A 17,202-nucleotide genomic window follows, 5' to 3' on the forward strand; every position below is an offset into this window, starting at 1 on the left:
GTTCGGTGCCGACGCCTACTCGGGCGACCGGCAGGCCGCCGGGTCGACCGTGGGCGAGAAGGTGTCGGCGGGCGGGGCGTCGGGAGTGCTGGCCGGCGGGGCAACGGACCCACCGTCGGGCGACGGCGAGCCACTACCCACGGGGGACGCCGAACCGCCCGGGGCGCTCGGCGCCGGGGACGGCGAACCGGCCTGGGCACTCGGTGCCGGAGACGGCGAACCGGCCGGGGCGCTCGACGCCGCAGAGGGCGAGGCGGCCGGGGAGGGCGGGCAGACCGGCTTGAGGTTGACGTTGGTCGGGCTGTCCATCGTCAGTTCCGCCAGCCGGCGTTCCGCGTCCGGCTCGCTCTTGGCCGGAATGCCCTGCTTGACCTGCTCCTGCGCGGCGAGGGTGAGGTCGTCCAGCTGGGCGGTGCTGGTCGAGTGCACGCTGGAGAGATCCATGCCGGCGATCTGGCCCTGGATGCCACGGAACACGGCCACCTGGCCGTCCGTGGTCGCGCCGACGTAGTACTGCTGCTGGGTGTAACTCCACCCGGCGAAGACACCACCGCCGACGAGCACCATCAGGGCGGTCGCCATGGCGACGGCGCGCAGCGGGCGGCGCCGAGCCTCCGGCTCGTCGTCGTTTGCGGCGGGCTCCTCCGGTGCGGCGGGCCGGGGGGCGTTGAGCGCCGAGGCCCGGGCGGCCGGGGTGGAGACGTCGGCCGAGGTCGCCATGCCCCGGTCACGCGCCGCCGCGCCGCCGACGATCGGGGCCGCCTCGACGATGTCGCGGTCGGTGGCGTCGGCGATGATCACGGTGATGTTGTCCGGACCACCGCCGCGCAGGGCGAGCTGGACCAGCCGCTCGACGCACTGCTGCGGGTCGGCGTACTCGCGCATGGTCTCGGCGATGGTCTCCGCACTGACCACGCCGGAGAGACCGTCCGAACAGATCAGGTAGCGGTCGCCCGGCAGCACCTGACGGACCGAGTACTCGGGGTCGATGTCGCGGCCGTCCAGGGCGCGGGTAAGCAGCGAGCGCTGGGGGTGGCTGCTCGCCTCCTCCGGGCTGATCCGGCCCTCGTCCACGAGCATCTGGACGTAGGTGTCGTCCTTGGTGATCTGCGCGAACTCACCGTCGCGCAGGAGGTAGGCCCGCGAGTCGCCGATGTGGACCATGCCCAGCTTGCTGCCGGAGAAGAGGGTCGCGGTCAGCGTGGTGCCCATCCCCTCCAGCTGCGGGTTGGCGTCCACGGTCTCGCGGAGCTGTTGGTTGGCGGTGCCCACGGCGGAGCGGAGCGCGTCGACCAGGGCGTCACCGGGGACGTCCTCGTCCAACGGCGCCATGGCACCGATGACAATGTTGCTGGCGACGTCACCGGCGGCCATGCCGCCCATGCCGTCGGCGACGGCGAGTAGCCGCGGTCCGGCGTAGACGGAATCCTGATTACCGTCTCGGATCAGACCGCGGTCGCTGTGGGCCGCATAGCGCAGGGTCAGAGTCATGGCCGTAATTCGAGAGAGGTGCGGCCGATCCGGATCGGCACGCCGAGGGGTACGGGGGTTGGTCCGGTGACCTTAGCGCGATCCAGGTACGTCCCGTTAGTCGAACCGAGGTCCTCTACGAACCATTGCCCGTCACGCGGCACGAGCCGGGCGTGTCGCGCGGACGCGTAGTCGTCGGTGATGACGAGGGTGGAGTCCTCAGCGCGACCGATGGTTATCTGCGCCTCACCCAACGTGATCCTGGTGCCGGCCAGTTGACCCGCGGTCACCACCAACTGGTGCGCCGCCCGGCCCCGCTTCACCTTCGCCGGTCTCGCCGTCGCCTGACCGGTCGACGCGCCCACTGATCGGGGCGCGGCCACCAGCCGGCCCGAGCGGGCCCCCGCGAAGAGGTCCCGGCGGATGACGCCAACCACCGTGAACACGAAGATCCACAGCAGCACGAGGAATCCGAAACGTGCGACGGTGATGACGAGTTCCGGCAAGGTCGATCAGCCGTCCACGCGGAAGGTCAGGGTGGTGGTACCGAGCTGGATCATGTCACCGGGGTTCAGCGCCACGGCCGAGACCCGCTGGCCGTTGACCATGGTGCCGTTGGTCGAGCCGAGGTCGGTCAGCACGACCTGGCCGCCGTCGAAGTCCAGCCGGGCGTGTCGCCGGGAGATGCCAACGTCCGGAAGGCGCAGGTTGGCCTGGTCGCCGCGACCGATCACGGTCGAACCCATCTGAAGCGGGTAGGTGCGGCCGTCACCGGAGACCAGTCGGATGTTGCGCCCGCCACCGTGACCGGCCGGCGGGCCGTAGCCGCCGCCCTGGTCGTACGAGGGGTACCCGGGCTGGCCGGCGTCGTAGCCGGGCGCCGACACCGGGGCGACCTCGCCACCGGTGTACACCTCTGCGGTGACCCGGAACATGCCCGTGTCCAGGCCTTCACCGCGCTCGATCTCGACGATCACGTCGCCGTAGACCGTCCAGGCCTGCTCGCCGATGAACTCCGCCTGCGACTGGGCCAGTTCCTGGGCCAGCGCGGCGGCGTACGGCGCCAGCCGACTGTGGTCGTACGGCGAGAGATCGATCACGTAGCGGTTGGGCACCAACGTGCGCCCACCGGCCAGGATGGCCTTGTGCGCCTCGGCCTCCCGCTGCATGGCGTTGAGGATCTCCACGGGGTGCACTACCCCTTTGAAGACCTTGGCGAAGGCCCCTTCGACCAGGCCTTCCAGACGCTTCTCGAAGCGTTGCAGCACGCTCACCGGCTCCTCCTCGGGTCCCGAGGACATGATGGTATCCGTCCAGAGCGCACGCAGCTCACACGCCGCTCGGCCGGCCGGCCACGGCCTGTTCGGACGGCTCCGAATCGTCGTGCTACTCTTTCGTCCGCCACGAACGGTAACCGCTGCACGCAGCGAATGCCATTCGCGGTGAGGACCAGGGCCGCGTAAGATGGCCGAGGCCCGCTGGCGACAGCGGGACCGGCACGGACTACGCTGTCCGAGGTCAAGCCACGGGGAAGTGGCGGAATGGCAGACGCGCACGGTTCAGGTCCGTGTGCCCGAAAGGGCGTGGGGGTTCAACTCCCCCCTTCCCCACCACAGACGAGGGCTCCGCGGCGACGCGGGGCCCTCGCTCCGTATCGGGGCGTGCCGGACGTCACGCTATGCTCCGATGGTTTCTGCCTCCGACGCACCAGGAGTGGCATGTGAGTGTCGCATTCGTGACCGGGTCGGGCGGGCTGATCGGCTCCGAGGCGGTCCGGCATTTCGCCGGCCTCGGTCTCGACGTCGTCGGCATCGACAACGACATGCGGCAGGAGTTCTTCGGCGAGGAGGCGTCCACCGCCTGGAACGTCCGCCGGCTGACCGACGAGCTGGGTGACGCGTACTCGCACCACAGCATCGACATCCGGGACCGGGGCGCGCTCGGCGCGCTGTTCCAGCGGTACGGCCGGGACGTGGCCGTGGTGATCCACACAGCCGCGCAGCCCTCGCACGACTGGGCGGTTCGCGATCCGTTCACCGATTTCGACGTGAACGCCGCCGGCACGCTGAACGTCCTGCAGAACGTCCGGGAACACTGCATCGACGCGCCGATCATCCACTGCTCGACCAACAAGGTCTACGGCGACCGGCCGAACAGCCTGCCCCTGGTCGAGCTGGAGACCCGCTGGGAGATCGAGCCGGGCCATCCGTACGAGCAGGGCATCCGCGAGGACATGTCGATCGACGCCTGCCTGCACTCGATCTTCGGTGCCTCCAAGGTCGCCGCGGACGTGATGGTGCAGGAGTACGGCCGGTACTTCGGCATGAAGACGGCCTGCTTCCGGGGCGGGACGCTGACCGGTCCGGCGCACTCGGCGACCGAGTTGCACGGCTTCCTCGGCTACCTGATGCGGGCCAACATGGAACGCCGGATGTACCGGATCTACGGCTACCAGGGCAAGCAGGTCCGCGACGCCATCCACAGCTCGGACGTGGTCTCCGCGTTCGAGGCGTTCTTCCGCAACCCGCGCTCCGCCGCCGTCTACAACCTCGGCGGCGGCCGGCACTCCAACACCTCGATGCGCGAGGCGTTCGCCGAAGCCGAACGGATCACCGGCCAGGAGATGGTCTCCGAGTACGTCGAGGCCAACCGGATCGGCGACCACAAGTGGTGGATCGGCTCCAACGAGGCGTTCCAGGCCGACTATCCGGACTGGAAGCAGGTCTACGACGTACCGATGATCATGCGTGAGATCTACCACGCCAACGTGGACAAGTGGGTGCCCGGAGCATGAGAAAGCGGAACATCCTCGGCGTCCTGGTCGACGCCACCGACTACGCGGAGGCGACCGAGCAGGTGGTGGCCGCCGCGCAGGAGCGCCGCCCGCTGGCACTGACCGCGCTGGCCGTGCACGGTGTGATGACCGGGGTGCTCGACCCGGCGCACAACGCCCGGCTCAACTCCTTCGACGTGGTGACCCCGGACGGTCAGCCGGTGCGCTGGGCGCTGAACCTGCTGCACGGTGCCGGTCTCACCGACCGGGTCTACGGGCCGTTGCTGACCCTGCACGTGCTCTCCCGGTTCGCCGACGAGGGTCTGCCGGTCTACCTGTACGGCTCGACCGACGAGACCCTGGCCCGGCTGATCCCGGAGCTGGAGCGGAAGTTCCCGGCGCTGAAGATCGCCGGGGTGGAGCAGTCGAAGTTCCGCGCCGTGCGACCCGGCGAGGACGTCGAGATCGCCGACCGGATCAAGGCCAGCGGTGCCCGGCTCGTCCTGGTCGGGCTGGGCTGCCCCCGCCAGGAGGTCTTCACGTACGCGATGCGTCCGCTGCTCGACATGCCACTGATGGCGGTCGGTGCCGCCTTCGACTACCACGCCGGGCTGCTGCGCCAGCCGCCGCCCTGGATGCAGCGCGCCGGGCTGGAGTGGTTCTGGCGCCTCGGCCTGGAGCCGAAGCGGCTGTGGCGGCGCTACGTGATCCTCAACCCGGCGTACCTTGGCCGGTTGTTCGCGCAGAGGACCGGGCTGTGGAAGGCCCGGCCGCCGGCCCCGGCCACCGAACGGCCCACCGGGTTCGCGGTCTGATCCCGCACGGCCGCCCTCGACACCACCGCCCTTGACACCACCCTCGACACCGCCCTCGACGCAACCGGGCCCCGGCTTTCGCCGGGGCCCGGTGCTCTTGCAGGTCAGAGGGTCAGCGTCCAGGTGTTGATGTAGCCGGTGTCACCGCCGTAGACGTCGCGCACCTGCAAGCGCCAGGTGCCGTTCGCCGCCTTGCTCGACAGGTTCACCGTGTAGGTGGCGACGACGTTGTCCGCGCTGTCGAAGATGCTGCTGTTCTTCAGCCGGTAGGACGTGCCGTCCGGGGCGAGCAGGTCGATGACCAGGTCGCCGCGGTAGGTGTGCACGATGTTCACCGCGACGGTCGAGGCCGACGAGGCGTTCCGGTTGCAGCCGGCGATGGTGATCGAGCTGGTCACCGCCGCGCCGGCGTCCGGGATCGATACGTCGGTGCCGTTGGTCCCGGAGCAGCCGCCGCCGGTGCCGGTCACCGTCAGCGAGTACGTCGCGGTCTTGCTGCCGGAGGCCGCGGTGCCGGTCACGGTCACCGGGTACGTACCGGCCGGGGTGCTGGCCGAGGTGCTGATGGTCAGCGTCGACGAACCGCCCGAGGTGACCGTGGCCGGGCTGAACGAGGCGGTAGCCCCGGACGGCAGGCCACTGGCCGAGAGGCTGACCGACTGGGCGGAGCCGTTGGTGGTGGCGGTGGCCACCGTCGCGGTCACCGAGCCGCCGGGCGCGGTGGAGCCGGAGGTCGGCGAGACCGAGACCGAGAAGTCGTTGGTCGGCGGCGGGGTGCTGCCGTTGACCACGTACAGCAGCCGGTTCGGGGTGCCGGTACCCACGTTCGTGATCACGTTCGGGGTGGCGTTGTTGACCAGGTAGTCCCGGACCTGTTGGGGGGTCCACGACGGGTTGGCCGAGAGCACCAGCGCGGCGGCCCCGGCGACGTGCGGCGACGCCATCGAGGTGCCGCTGATCGAGTTCGTCGCGGTGTCGTTGGTGTGCCAGGCCGACGTGATGCTCACCCCCGGCGCCAGGATGTCCACGCAGGTGCCGAAGTTGGAGAAGCTCGCGGCGGCGTCGTTGTTCTGGGTCGCGCCGACGGTGATCGCCGGTCCGGCCCGGGCCGGGGAGTAGTTGCAGGCGTTCTGCCGGTTACCGAAGGCGTCGCCGTTGCCGGCGGCGACCGCGTACGTGACGCCGGAGTTGATCGAGTTGATCACAGCGTTGTCGGTGGCCGTGCTCGCCCCGCCACCGAGGCTCATGTTGGCGACGGCGGGCTTGACCGCGTTCGCGGTGACCCAGTCGATACCGGCGATCACCCCGGCGTTGGTGCCACTGCCCTGGCAGTTGAGCACCTTCACGGCCACCAGCCGGGTGCCCTTGGCCACCCCGTACGCGGAGCCGCCGACCGTGCCGGCGACGTGGGTGCCGTGGCCGTTGCAGTCGGTGTTGTTGGAGTCGACCGTGTTCGTGCCCCAGGTCGCCCGGCCGCCGAAGTCCGAATGGGTGGTCCGGATGCCGGTGTCGATGACGTACGAGGTCACGTTCGTGGCCGTGTTGGGATACGTGTAGGAGTTGTCCAGCGGCAGGTTCCGCTGGTCGATCCGGTCCAGGCCCCACGACGGGGGGTTCGTCTGGGTGCCCGCGATCGACACGGTGTGGTTCTGCTCGACGTACGCCACCGCGGGGTCCGCGGCGATCCGGGCTGCGGCTTTGGCGCTGACCCGAAGCTCGGCGCCGCGCACGGCCGTGCGGTACGTCCGGGCGGTCGCGCCGCCGTGCCGGCTTAGCAGCCGGTCCACGGAGGACCCGACGGCGGCCCGGCTGACCTTGCTGTCCTTGAACACGACGATGTAGCTGCCGTCGACGGCGGTGGCGCCGCCGGCACTTCGGATCGTGCCGACCGGCTCGGCGGCCATGGCCGGCGTAGCCGTCGCCACCATGGCCAGCGCGGCCAGCCCGACGAGTACGGACCTGTGTGGAAGAGCCATCTTCCTACCTCCCTCCGACCAGCACCGCTCGTCTACCTGCTCATGGCAGGTTGATCGATGAATGCCGATCGAAGTGAGGGTAGTTCGACGCCCGGAGACTGATGAACATGCCGGATCCCCCATAACATGGCGGGATGGCTCCCCTACGGGGGTCGGTTACGGGACGAACGGGGGGTGAGCCCGGATTCGCCGGGCCGGATATCGGGCAAGGCTGATGGGCATGCAGAGCCACCTCGCCCTCCTGCTTCCGGTGGCCACCGTCTGGTGGGTCGCCGGCTACCTCGCGGACGGGCTGCCCCGGCTGACCCACGCCCGCGGGCTGCGCCGGCGCAGCGGCTGGTTGCTCACGCTGACCCTGACCGCCCTCGGCCTGACGGTGGCCGTGCCGATCTCCGCTGTCGCCGGGATGCCCCTGGCGGACCGGGCCGCAAGCGGTCTAGCGCTCACCGCCGTCCCGGCGCTGGTGGTGGCGATCTGCACCGTACGCCGGGTGCGCCGGCTCCGGGCCGGGGCGGGCACGCTGGCCGTCGCACCCCGGACCCCGGCCCCGCACGGGTTGCGCGCCGCAGCCGCCCACCCGCTGATCGGGTTGCCGTTGCAGGTGACCGGGCTGGCCCTGCTGCCGCCCCTGATCCTGGCCAGCGGTGCCGGCCAGTTCCTCGGGCCCGGGACGACCGGTCCGGCGATCACCGTCGGGGCACTTGGCGTGGGGGTCATCGGCGTACGCCATGCTCTGCGCCACAACCGGCTCGCCGAGCGGGCCATGCCGGAGCGGGCGGCGGCCTCAGCGCGCCCGGCCGGAGCCCTGCACGTATAGCAGTTCCAGGATCGCCCGCGTCGCCTCGAACCAGCGGTCCAGCCAGCCGGGTGGCGGCACGCTGCCCCTCGGCGGCAACTCCATCATCAGACCGCGCAGCAACGGATGGTCCACGAGCGAACCGCTCTCCTCCATCGACCAGCCGGACGCCGGAAACGACGGCTCGGTGAGCGGGTTCGGATCCAGCGACGGCAGGGTGAGCGGAGGCCCGGCCGGATCGGTCGCTGCCACGCTGTCCCGCCCGGCCGGCTCGGTGTCCGCCGACACCACCTCGGTCAACACGGTGTCTCGCCGGGCCCCGCGGTACTTGCCGCCGAACCGCTCCGGCTTTCCCGGCCCGTTGGTGAGGTTCTCTGGCCCGATACTCGTCATCCGTCTCGCCTGCCTCGCTCGGTTACCCGCCCTGCCCGGGGGGATGTCGACCAGCGCGTACCGAGAGGTACAACGAGACGGGCACGATGTGGCGACGGGAGCCGGCGGATCATGCGGGCCGGGGCGCGGCCACCCGCCCGGTTCGCGGTGTACAACACGGGTCTCCGTCCGGCCAGGCCGGACGGAGACCCGTCACCACTATTCCGGGAGTCAGCCGCGACCGAACCCGCCGTCCCTGGTGCTGACGACGAAGGCGTGCCAATCATCCGGGGCGAAGACGAGAGCCGGACCGGCCTTGTCCTTTGAGTCCCGAACCCCGACCGCCCCGGTCACGTACGCCACCTCCACGCAGTTGTCACAGTTCGGCCCGCTCTTCGAGCTCTTGAACCATGTCGCCTGCGTCAAGTCCACGGGGAATCCCTGCGTCGCCAATTCCACAACGGCTCCTCTGCCAGTCTCGCGATGTACTCGACGGACTCCTCCGGACGCCTGGCCGCTGCTCGAATGTGATCGAAGATGAAGCTGTACTTCTGTAGTTCGTCGCTCTTCTCCAGGAAGAGCCCACCCGTGGCGTTCTCTGCGTACACGACATCCGGATCACCGGGCTCGGGGAAGCTGAGGATCGTGAAGGTGCCGTCCATGCCGGCGTGCGCCCCTACCTCGAACGGCAGGACCTGCAACGTCACGTTCGGCAGTTGAGCCACCTCCACCAACCGTTTGAGCTGGTCACGCATGACCGTGTCCCCGCCCACCGGACGGCTTACCACCGCCTCATCGAGCACCACCCACAGATCGACCGGATCATCCTGGGTCAACAACGACTGACGGCCGAGTCGGACACGCACTCGTTGTCGTACCTGGTCAGGGCTGAAATCGGGCCGGGCAGCGCGGATCATCGCGCTGGCGTACTCCTCGGTTTCCAGGAGCCCCGGCACCACCTGCTGCTCGTACGCCCGGATCGAACTGGCGGCCGCCTCCAGCCCCACATAGGCCCCGACCAGCACCGTGCTGTACGGGTGCCACCAGCCCTTCTGCCGCGCCTCGCGGGCGATCTGCACCAGCTCGTCGCTCTCGGCACCCACCACCCCGTAGATCCGGAGCATGTCTCGCACGTCCCGGGGGGTCGCGGTGGTGTGGCCGGTCTCGATCCGCGAGATCTTGGACGCCGAGCACTCCAGCTGCTCCGCGACTGCCTCGATGGTGATCCCGGCCGTCTCGCGCTGGCGGCGCAGTTCCGCGCCGAGCCGGCGCCGCCGGATGGTCGGGCTGCGCCGCTCACTCACCGGTGTCACCTCTCCGCCTCGACGCGCCGCTGTCGCGCCACCCGCCTCGGGCGCGACCATCGGGGCGGGCGTTCGCGGCATGGGGTGGAGCCGGTCGTCGGCCGGCCGCGGCGGGCGAAACCGGTCTCAGTGTGCCGTCCGGGTACTGGCACGTTCAAGCGTTGTTTCACGCGAGCCGCTCACGTATCGGCAAAACTCGACGTGCAACTTGCATGAAGCACGCCCCTGATGCACCCTGTCCGTATGACACGGGTCACGCACCGTCTCCACGCCATCTCCCCACGTGATCAACATGGTGGAGGTGAGGACGGTGAGCGGGCCCGGCCGTCAGTCGCCGGCCCGGCCCCCGGACGCGGGGACCGGTCGCCCACGCCCGACGGCGGTGGCTCCAGCGACACCCCCTGAGCCGACCCAGGTCGAGCGACAGTTCGCCACCAGCGGATCCGGCGCCGACCATGCCAGCTCCACCAACCGGCCCACGAGACACGACCTCGTCGCCGGAGCCGAACATCCCCCCCGTTCAGCCTCGCCGGCCTTCCCCGCCGGCCAACCCATTCCAGGAGCCCATGTGCTTCCCCGCTCCGGTGACGTACTGCACGTGACACGCGCGGCGAGTGTCCAGTTCCTCAGACCCATCCTGTTCCGGGTGATCCGGGTGCTCGACCGGCCCACCTACGACGGCTGGCTCTGGCTCGAAGGCTACGAGTTGAACGCGGCGGGGGACGCGGTCAACCGGCGCTCGATCTTTGTCCAACGAGAAGGGCTGCGGCAGGCACAGGCCGCTCCGCAGCCGCGCCCGCACACCGTACGCTCGGCCCGTCGGCCAACCGCCCGGACCGCGGTTCGAGTCGGCTGAGCATTACGAACCACCGCCGGGGGGCATGCCGCCGCAATAGAATCGGTATGCCCACCCCGGCACGTTTCCACCCCGCGCGTCCAGGGCCCCGAACCTGGGATGGCCATGGTCAATCTGTCCGCGCGGCGGCCTCACCGGTCCCGTATCGCCTACGCCTTCGGGCTCCTGGCACTGCTCGGTGCCGCCACCACCCTGGTGGTGCTGGTCCGGGATCCCGCCCTGTCGTCCACCCGGCTGGCCGAACCTGTACCGGCACCGGAAATCACCGTGGTGGAGAGCGACCCGATAGGGCCGGACGACATGTCCGGCGCCTGGGACGGGTTCGCCACCGGCGACCAGGCCGGCCCGCCGGCCGGTGACCCGGCCGCGCTGTCCGGCGGCTCCGACCCGTCACCCGAATCACCGGAGCGTGATCCGGCCCCATCCGCCCGGGCCACCGGTGGGTACACCGCCGAGGAACTCAGTCGATCACTGTTCTGGTCCGGCGTGTTCGGACTGGCGATCTCTCTCGCCGGGCTGGGGCTGGTCGGCACCAGACGCCGCATGTGGTGAGCCCACCACTCACCCGGTGGGGCTCACCGTGGCGGTTGGCTCGGCGGTCGGCGTACCGGTCGGTGCACCCGTCGTCTCCGACGGGCTCGGGCTGGCCGCGGCCACCACCAGCGTGACCTCGTCGCCCGCCTGGACCAGCTGGCCCGTCTCGGGGTCGGTGGCGATGACGGTGCCCGCCGGCTGGTCCGACGGCCGGTACCGCACCTGGTAGCCGAGATCGAGCTGGTCCAGCATCGCCCGTGCCGCCGCCTCGGACAGGCCGACCAGCGGCGGCACCGGAAGCTGGGCCGGCGCCGGGCTGGTCGTCGGCGGTGGCGAGGGCGAACGCGTGGTAGGGGAGGCCGACGCGGTGGTCGGTGGCGCCGACGTCGTCGGCAGCGGCGACTGCGGAGCCGATCCACCCTCGTCCAACGCCTGACGGGCCAGCCACAGCCCGACACCCAGCAGGGCGACCAACAGCAACACGACGATGCCCCAGAGGATCGGCAACCACCACGGCCGCCCCGCCTGCTCGTCGGCGTACCACTCATTGCCCGACAGTTCGCGGTCGGCGCCCGGCCGGACCGACGGCACCTCCGCACGCCCCGACCACGCCGCCGGCCCGGATCGCTGCGCCGGCGGCGACGGCGCCGTCGCCGCCGGTGATTCCTCCGTCGTACGCCCCAGCGGCGCGGTCTCATCGGGGGTACGCCCCAACGGCGCGGTCTCGTCCGGGGTACGCCCCAGCGGCGCGGTTTCGTCGGGATTCCCGCTCGCCGGCGACAGCGGACGAGTCGCGTCGTCCGGCGGCTCCTGGCGATCGTGGCTCATGCCGGCACGTCCTTTCCGGAGCCGGGCGGGCGCAGGGCCCTCGACGGTCAACCTAACGGTTTCCCAGGCCACCGGCCGGCATCAGCGTGTCGGGTGCGCGTCACTGTGGCGAAGCGCTCTCGTCCCCGCTCGGGGTGCCGCATGAGATGTAGACGATGTCGTTCCACTTCCGGACCGCGCCGCCCTCAGGCTCCTGGGCGGTGACCGTTCCGGAGCGTCCGTTCGGGTAGCGGGGCGAGAACCCGTTGTCGACGAGTTCGGCCGCCGCGTCGCGGCACTTCATCCCGAGCAGGTCCGGCACCGAGTTCGGCGGCGCTGAGCCAGCCACGGTGACCACGACGGTGACGCCGCGGCGCACCGGCGTACCGGCCGTCGGGTTGGTGCTCAGCACGCTGGAGCTGTTCCCGCTGCCGAAGACGAACTGCCAGCCCAGCCCCAGACCGCGCAGTTCCTCCCGGGCTTCCTCGAAGTCCATGCCCACCAGGTCCGGCACGGCCAGCCCGGTGGGCCGGGTCGGCGCGGTGCTGCTGGGCGCCGCGGTGGTCGGCGTCGGCCGTTCGCGCGGTGGCGGACTGGTCTGGGCGCTGGGACTGCGGCTGCCGGTCGCCTCGGCGGGCGTCACCGGTGGCTTCTCATCCCCGGCCAGCACCCAGCCGCCAGCCGCCCCGATGACCGCGAGCAGGGCGGCCGCGATGCCGCCGCCGACCATCAGCGTCACCCGGTCCGGGCCGGTGTCGTCGCGCCCCGTCTCCCGATCCGTGGTTCCGTCCGTCATACCGCCCACCGCCTTATCGCCGGCGACCGTACCCGCCGGTGCCAAGCACTGTCCGTCACCGTTCACCGCCCGGTACCGCGCACGACTCGCCGCACCGACCACAGGACGTTACGCTGCCCGGCATGGCCAGACAGGGCTGGGGAGGATCGATCGCCACCGCGGCCGGCGTGGCAGCCGGCGCCGGGGCCGCTCAACTGGGTTTCGGGTACGGCCTGGGCATTCTCAACTGGGCACCGGCCGAGACGACCGCCGGCACGGCGGCCTGGGTGGCCAGCCTGATCTGGGCCACCTGGATCGCCGCCACCTCGACGATCTTCGGCGCGGTCTGCGCGCAACGGCTGCACGACCGCCGCTCCGCCGTGTCCCGACCGGACGCCGGACCCGACGGCACCGCCGTCCCACTGGCCGGCCGGGCGGTCGACCCGAGCCCGGCCACCGGTACCAGCCGGGACGGCGGCAACGGCGGTGTGTGGTGGATCGCGCTGGCCGGTGCGGCCGGTATGGGCGCACTGATCACAGTGTTGCTGGTCGCGGTACCGGCGCGGGTCGCGGTGGTGCCGGACACTCCGTCACCTCGGGACATGGCCGCCGGGTACGCGGCGGTCGGCGTGCTCGTCGGGGCGCTGGTGGCGCTCTGGGCGCTGCGCTGCCGGGCGGCAGCCACCAATGTCATCGCCACCGCCGGCTGGTTGTGGCTGCTCGCGGTCGTCGCCGTGGTCGACTCGGTGCTCGCCGGCCGCGGGCTGACCACCGCGCAGTTGGGCATCTGGCAGCTCAGCTCGGGCAGCGACCAGTTCTGGATCCGGGACTACTTCTACTGGCCGGGGGCGGTCCTCTCGCTCGGCTCGGCGCTGCTGATCGGTACGCTGGCCGCCCGACGCGGCGTCCGCGAGGCCGGCCGGCGGGTCGGTGCCACCGCCTCAGGTGCCGCCGGGCCGCTGCTGGTGGCGGTCGCGTATTTCCTGGCCGTGCCGAGGCTGACCGCGATCAGCCCGGAGCAGGTGTCGGCCCACCTCATCGCCCCGTACGCGGTGATCGTCGGAATCGGCGGATCCGTCCTGGTCGCGGCGCTCGCCCAGCGGGCGGCTCGACGTGAGCAGAGCCGCCCGACCACCGACGGCGGACCCACCGCGACGGTGCCCCGACAGCGGGTCGGGGACGACGACAAACTGGCCACCGATCCGGACCCGAAGGCAGCCGGCGAGCCTGCCGGGCGCACCGGTGGCGAGCCGGTGCCCGCCGGCGCCACGACCGGAACCCGCGCCGCGACCGGCACAACCGGCCGGCGACGCGCGTCCTCCTCTACGCCCGCCGAGGTGGCGACGCCCGCCGACGTGGCGGCGACTCCGACCACCCCGCCGGCCGTGACCGCCGGGGAATCGGCAGCGTCAACGGCGGCGGCGGGAAAGGCAGCGGCGGCCGATGCCAACTCGGCGTCCGACACCACCGGACGCCGGGCCCGACCGCCACGCCGGCCCCGCTGAGAACCGTCAGTCGATCGGCCAGGTGTGCACTGGCTCGTTGGTGCCCTGCAACTCGGCGTACCGCTGCAGCATGTAGTGCAGCGCGGCGCGGCGGTCCAGGCTCCGGTGCCGCTCGGCGGCCCAGACCGTGGCGGTCTGCCAGACCGCTCCGTTGCGGCCGATCCGGCAGCGCTGCTCGATGATGCCGAGCAGGCGGTCGCGCTCGGCCGGAGACACTCCGAAACCGTCGAGCCCGGCCGCGGCGATCGGCAGCAGCACGTCGAGCACCAACGTGGTCACCGGCACCTCGCCCAGCCGCGGCCAGTGCAGGACGGCGTCCATGCCGCGCCGGGCCGCGGCGTGGAAGTTCTCCTCGGCCGAGCTGAAGGTGAGCTGGCTCCAGATGGGGCGGTCGGCCTCGGCCAGGCCGCGGGCCAGCCCGAAGTAGAAGGCGGCGTTGGCCAGCATGTCGACCACGGTCGGCCCGGCCGGTAGCACCCGGTTCTCCACCCGCAGGTGCGGCCGGCCGTCCATGATGTCGTACACCGGCCGGTTCCACCGGTAGACGGTGCCGTTGTGCAGCCGCAACTCGGCCAGCTCGGGTACGCCGCCGGCGTGCAGGACCTCCACCGGGTCCTCGGTCTCGCAGATCGGCAGCAACGGCGGGAAGTAGCGGACGTTCTCCTCGAACAGGTCGAAGATCGAGGTGATCCACCGTTCCCCGAACCAGACCCGAGGGCGTACGCCCTGGGCTTTCAACTCGTCCGGCCGGGTGTCGGTGGCCTGCTCGAACAGGGCGATCCGGGTCTCCGCCCAGAGCTGACGGCCGTACAGGAAGGGCGAGTTGGCGCCCACTGCCACCTGCGCCGCAGCGATCGCCTGTGAGGCGTTCCAGTAGTCGGCGAAACTGTCCGGCGCGACCTGGAGGTGGAACTGGAGGCTGGTGCAGGCGGCCTCCGGGGCGATCGAGTCGGTGTACGTACGCAGTCGCTCGACGCCCCGGATGTCGAGTTCGATGTCCTCGCCTCGGGCGCCGACGATCTGGTCGTTGAGCACCCGGTACCGCTCGTTGGTGGAGAGATTGTCCGCCACCAGGTGGCGCTCGTTCAGCGTGGGCAGGATGCCGACCAGGACGATCCGGGTGTCCGACCGTGCCGCCCGCTCGTTCGCCCTGGTCAGGCTGCCGCTCAGGTCACGTTCGTAGTCGGCGAACCCGCCGCCGGAGATCAGGCGCGGGTTGGCGTTCAGCTCCAGATTGAACTGTCCCAGCTCGGTCTGGAACAGGGGATCGGCGATGGCGGCGAGGATCTCCTCGTTCCGCATCGCCGGCTCGGCCGCCGGATCCACCAGGTTGAGCTCTATCTCCAGCCCGGTCATCGGCCGGTCGGCGTCGAACCCGAAATCGTCCAGCATCAGCGCGAAGACATCGAGGCAGCGGCGGACCTTCTGCCGGTATCGGACCCGGTCCTCCCGGGAGAAGGCGGTTCGATCGACGTCCCTGCCCATGAATCCTCCCGGCGCGCGACGCGACGGAACGATGCCGTTCCGCAGCGCATTGTGAACCATACTCGGTAAGAGCGCCGAACCGGCCGGGCCGAAAGATCGGTCCATTGCCGCAGTTCACCCGGCCGGCAGGGCGGACCAACCCGGCACCGGCCTGGCCAAACGCTCCTACCGGGATCTCTACCCAGCCGGGCCAGCCAGCCCCCGGGCCAACCGGCGAACAACTTGTGACAATTCGCACCGCGGCCGGCCTGGAGACAGACAGCCGAAAGGCCCGCGCGGTGCGGGCGCGGGCCTTTCGGGGTGTACGGAGATCAGGACTGGCGGATAGCCTCGCCCTCGATCTCGATCTTGATCTTCTTGCCGACCAGCACGCCGCCGGACTCCAGGGCGACGTTCCAGGTCAGACCGAAGTCCTCCCGGTCGATCTCGGCGGTCGCCGAGAAGCCGAAGATGTCCTGGCCGAAGGGGCTGCGGCCGACGCCCTCGAACTCGACCTTCAGCTCGACCGGACGAGTCACGTCCTTGATGGTCAGCTCGCCGGTGAGGACGAACTCGCTGCCCTCCTGGGACTTCACGCCGGTGCTGCGGTACTCCAGGGTGGGGTACTTCTCGGCGTCGAGGAAGTCACCGCTGCGCAGGTGACCATCCCGGTCGCCCTGGGCGGTGTTGATGCTGGCGGCCTGGATGGTGGCGGAGACCGAGGACGCGAGCGGCTCCTCGGCGATGGTGATGGTCGCGCTGGCGTCGGCGAACTCACCGCGAACCTTGCTTACCATCATGTGACGGGCGACGAAGCCCACCCGCTTGTGCGCCGCATCCAGCAGGTAGGTGCCGGCCGCCGGGATGGTGAGGCCGTTCCACTCGCGGGTAACCGACTCGGTGCTGCTGGTCATGAGAAACTGCCCTCCAGGAGATTGTTTAGTAGCCCAACGGCTGCGTCAGCAACTATAGCCTCGGCAATATTCCTCGTGTCAAGGATTGGTAGGATGGGCTGGTGAACCCGAACGTGTTCGACGACCCTCGGATCACCGCCGTCGGCCTGCTCTTCGAGGTGCACGCCGGGCTGTCCGCCCGGTTCGCCACCCAACTGGAGGAACACGGACTGTCGCCGGTCGAGTTCGAGGTGCTCACCCGACTCAGCCGATCACCCGGCAACCAGCTGCGGATGACCGACCTCGCCGCGCAGACGTCGCTGTCCACCAGCGGTGTCACCCGGGTCGTGGACCGGATGGAACGCGACGGATTGATCGCCCGGCGGGCCTGCCCCTCTGACCGGCGCAGCTCGTACGCGGTCGTAACGGCCGCTGGCCTGCGCCGGCTCGACGAGAGCCTGCCCGGCCACCTTCAGCTCATCGAGGACTGGTTCACCAGCCAACTCGATCCGGCAGCGCTGAGCGCGCTGCTCGACGGCCTGCGTCGGGTGCGCGACGCCGTGCACCCGTGCGCCACCGCCGGCAGCGGCGGGTCCGCCCCGGCCGAGGGCGCGACCGCTTCCGCCCGGTGTTGACATCTCTGACAGTTTGTCGACACTTCCGCACCCCGGTGCCGGTTTACGCCCACCGCGACCCGTCCGGGACCTTCGGTGTTCGGGTCACCAGCCGAGCGTGACGCCACCGGCAGAAAGACCGGCAGAACCAATTGACCAGCGACAGCGCACCGGACCAATACCAAGCGCGCGGCAACAGCGGACACAAGCAGTGACCGTTGCGTCGGTTGAAGCAGAGCAAAGGTGGC

At 70.7% G+C, this 17,202-nt stretch carries 18 protein-coding genes and 1 tRNA gene; 8 read left to right on the forward strand and 11 right to left on the reverse strand.

From position 1 onward, the window contains the following. Positions 1–15: 15 nt before the first annotated feature. Genes AB0M52_RS04885 through AB0M52_RS04895 form a run of 3 tightly spaced genes read right to left on the reverse strand, consistent with a single transcriptional unit; the run spans position 16 to position 2,771 of the window. The gene (locus tag AB0M52_RS04885; protein WP_363948961.1) at positions 16–1,491 is read right to left on the reverse strand and encodes a PP2C family serine/threonine-protein phosphatase; all 1,476 of its coding nucleotides are present in this window, start codon (positions 1,489–1,491) and stop codon (positions 16–18) included. Further along, entirely contained in the window at positions 1,488–1,976 is a 489-nt protein-coding gene (locus AB0M52_RS04890; protein WP_111214067.1) for an FHA domain-containing protein, read from the reverse strand. The genes AB0M52_RS04885 and AB0M52_RS04890 overlap by 4 nt, the downstream gene beginning before the upstream one ends. 6 nt (positions 1,977–1,982) lie before the next feature. Continuing rightward, positions 1,983–2,771, reverse strand: a complete 789-nt coding sequence (locus AB0M52_RS04895; RefSeq protein ID WP_363948964.1) for a DUF3662 and FHA domain-containing protein — start codon at positions 2,769–2,771, stop codon at positions 1,983–1,985. 226 nt (positions 2,772–2,997) lie between these two features. Here AB0M52_RS04895 and AB0M52_RS04900 point away from each other — a divergent pair. From AB0M52_RS04900 to AB0M52_RS04910, 3 genes are all read left to right on the forward strand, one after another. Beyond that, positions 2,998–3,083: transfer RNA gene (locus AB0M52_RS04900), tRNA-Leu, on the forward strand. Between the two features lie 65 nt (positions 3,084–3,148). Next, positions 3,149–4,264: an NAD-dependent epimerase/dehydratase family protein gene (locus AB0M52_RS04905; RefSeq protein WP_363948966.1), complete on the forward strand. Its 1,116-nt coding sequence runs from the start codon at positions 3,149–3,151 to the stop codon at positions 4,262–4,264. Continuing rightward, positions 4,261–5,058 (forward strand): WecB/TagA/CpsF family glycosyltransferase, encoded by a 798-nt coding sequence (locus AB0M52_RS04910; protein WP_363948969.1) that lies wholly within the window; start codon positions 4,261–4,263, stop codon positions 5,056–5,058. Before AB0M52_RS04905 ends, AB0M52_RS04910 begins: the two co-directional genes overlap by 4 nt. A gap of 104 nt (positions 5,059–5,162) precedes the next feature. Here the strand turns inward: AB0M52_RS04910 and AB0M52_RS04915 are convergent, their stop codons facing one another. Next, positions 5,163–7,034, reverse strand: a complete 1,872-nt coding sequence (locus AB0M52_RS04915; protein WP_363948971.1) for a S8 family serine peptidase — start codon at positions 7,032–7,034, stop codon at positions 5,163–5,165. Positions 7,035–7,254: 220 nt separating this feature from the next. Between AB0M52_RS04915 and AB0M52_RS04920 the strand changes: the two genes are divergently transcribed. Continuing rightward, positions 7,255–7,851, forward strand: a complete 597-nt coding sequence (locus AB0M52_RS04920) for a hypothetical protein (RefSeq protein ID WP_363948973.1) — start codon at positions 7,255–7,257, stop codon at positions 7,849–7,851. Here AB0M52_RS04920 and AB0M52_RS04925 read toward each other — a convergent pair. The 3 genes from AB0M52_RS04925 to AB0M52_RS04935 form a co-directional block, all read right to left on the reverse strand. Next, positions 7,819–8,223, reverse strand: a complete 405-nt coding sequence (locus tag AB0M52_RS04925) for a hypothetical protein (RefSeq protein ID WP_363948975.1) — start codon at positions 8,221–8,223, stop codon at positions 7,819–7,821. The two genes, AB0M52_RS04920 and AB0M52_RS04925, sit on opposite strands and share 33 nt — an antisense overlap. A 210-nt stretch (positions 8,224–8,433) precedes the next feature. Continuing rightward, positions 8,434–8,655 carry a DUF397 domain-containing protein gene (locus AB0M52_RS04930; RefSeq protein WP_363949002.1) on the reverse strand — a complete coding sequence of 74 codons (222 nt, stop codon included), beginning with the start codon at positions 8,653–8,655 and terminating at the stop codon, positions 8,434–8,436. After that, entirely contained in the window at positions 8,625–9,506 is an 882-nt protein-coding gene (locus AB0M52_RS04935) for a helix-turn-helix transcriptional regulator (RefSeq protein ID WP_363948977.1), read from the reverse strand. Before AB0M52_RS04935 ends, AB0M52_RS04930 begins: the two co-directional genes overlap by 31 nt. A 568-nt stretch (positions 9,507–10,074) precedes the next feature. Here AB0M52_RS04935 and AB0M52_RS04940 point away from each other — a divergent pair. Continuing rightward, entirely contained in the window at positions 10,075–10,362 is a 288-nt protein-coding gene (locus tag AB0M52_RS04940) for a hypothetical protein (RefSeq protein ID WP_363948979.1), read from the forward strand. 99 nt (positions 10,363–10,461) lie between these two features. Next, entirely contained in the window at positions 10,462–10,914 is a 453-nt protein-coding gene (locus AB0M52_RS04945) for a hypothetical protein (RefSeq protein ID WP_363948981.1), read from the forward strand. 9 nt (positions 10,915–10,923) lie between these two features. Here the strand turns inward: AB0M52_RS04945 and AB0M52_RS04950 are convergent, their stop codons facing one another. Together AB0M52_RS04950 and AB0M52_RS04955 are read right to left on the reverse strand one after the other, a co-directional pair. Next, positions 10,924–11,724 (reverse strand): PASTA domain-containing protein, encoded by an 801-nt coding sequence (locus AB0M52_RS04950; RefSeq protein WP_363948984.1) that lies wholly within the window; start codon positions 11,722–11,724, stop codon positions 10,924–10,926. Positions 11,725–11,824: 100 nt separating this feature from the next. Then, a complete protein-coding gene (locus AB0M52_RS04955) occupies positions 11,825–12,499 on the reverse strand; it encodes a PASTA domain-containing protein (protein WP_363948986.1) in 675 nt (224 codons plus the stop codon). A gap of 122 nt (positions 12,500–12,621) precedes the next feature. Here AB0M52_RS04955 and AB0M52_RS04960 point away from each other — a divergent pair, with 122 nt between their 5' ends. Continuing rightward, positions 12,622–13,983, forward strand: coding sequence for a hypothetical protein (locus AB0M52_RS04960; protein ID WP_363948988.1), 1,362 nt, complete (start codon positions 12,622–12,624; stop codon positions 13,981–13,983). Between the two features lie 6 nt (positions 13,984–13,989). On the opposite strand, the gene AB0M52_RS04965 is transcribed toward AB0M52_RS04960, so the two are convergent. Both AB0M52_RS04965 and AB0M52_RS04970 read right to left on the reverse strand, forming a co-directional pair. Next, the gene (locus tag AB0M52_RS04965; protein ID WP_363948991.1) at positions 13,990–15,468 is read right to left on the reverse strand and encodes a glutamate--cysteine ligase; all 1,479 of its coding nucleotides are present in this window, start codon (positions 15,466–15,468) and stop codon (positions 13,990–13,992) included. A 311-nt stretch (positions 15,469–15,779) separates the two neighbouring features. Further along, on the reverse strand, positions 15,780–16,361 hold the full coding sequence (locus AB0M52_RS04970; protein ID WP_363948993.1) for a YceI family protein: 582 nt from the start codon (positions 16,359–16,361) through the stop codon (positions 15,780–15,782). A gap of 101 nt (positions 16,362–16,462) precedes the next feature. Here AB0M52_RS04970 and AB0M52_RS04975 point away from each other — a divergent pair, with 101 nt between their 5' ends. Continuing rightward, positions 16,463–16,975, forward strand: coding sequence for a MarR family transcriptional regulator (locus AB0M52_RS04975; protein WP_363948995.1), 513 nt, complete (start codon positions 16,463–16,465; stop codon positions 16,973–16,975). Positions 16,976–17,202 lie beyond the last annotated feature (227 nt).

Origin of the sequence: Micromonospora sp. NPDC051296 (assembly GCF_040682255.1) — a bacterium.
GTDB classification, from domain to species: Bacteria; Actinomycetota; Actinomycetes; order Mycobacteriales; family Micromonosporaceae; genus Micromonospora; species Micromonospora craterilacus.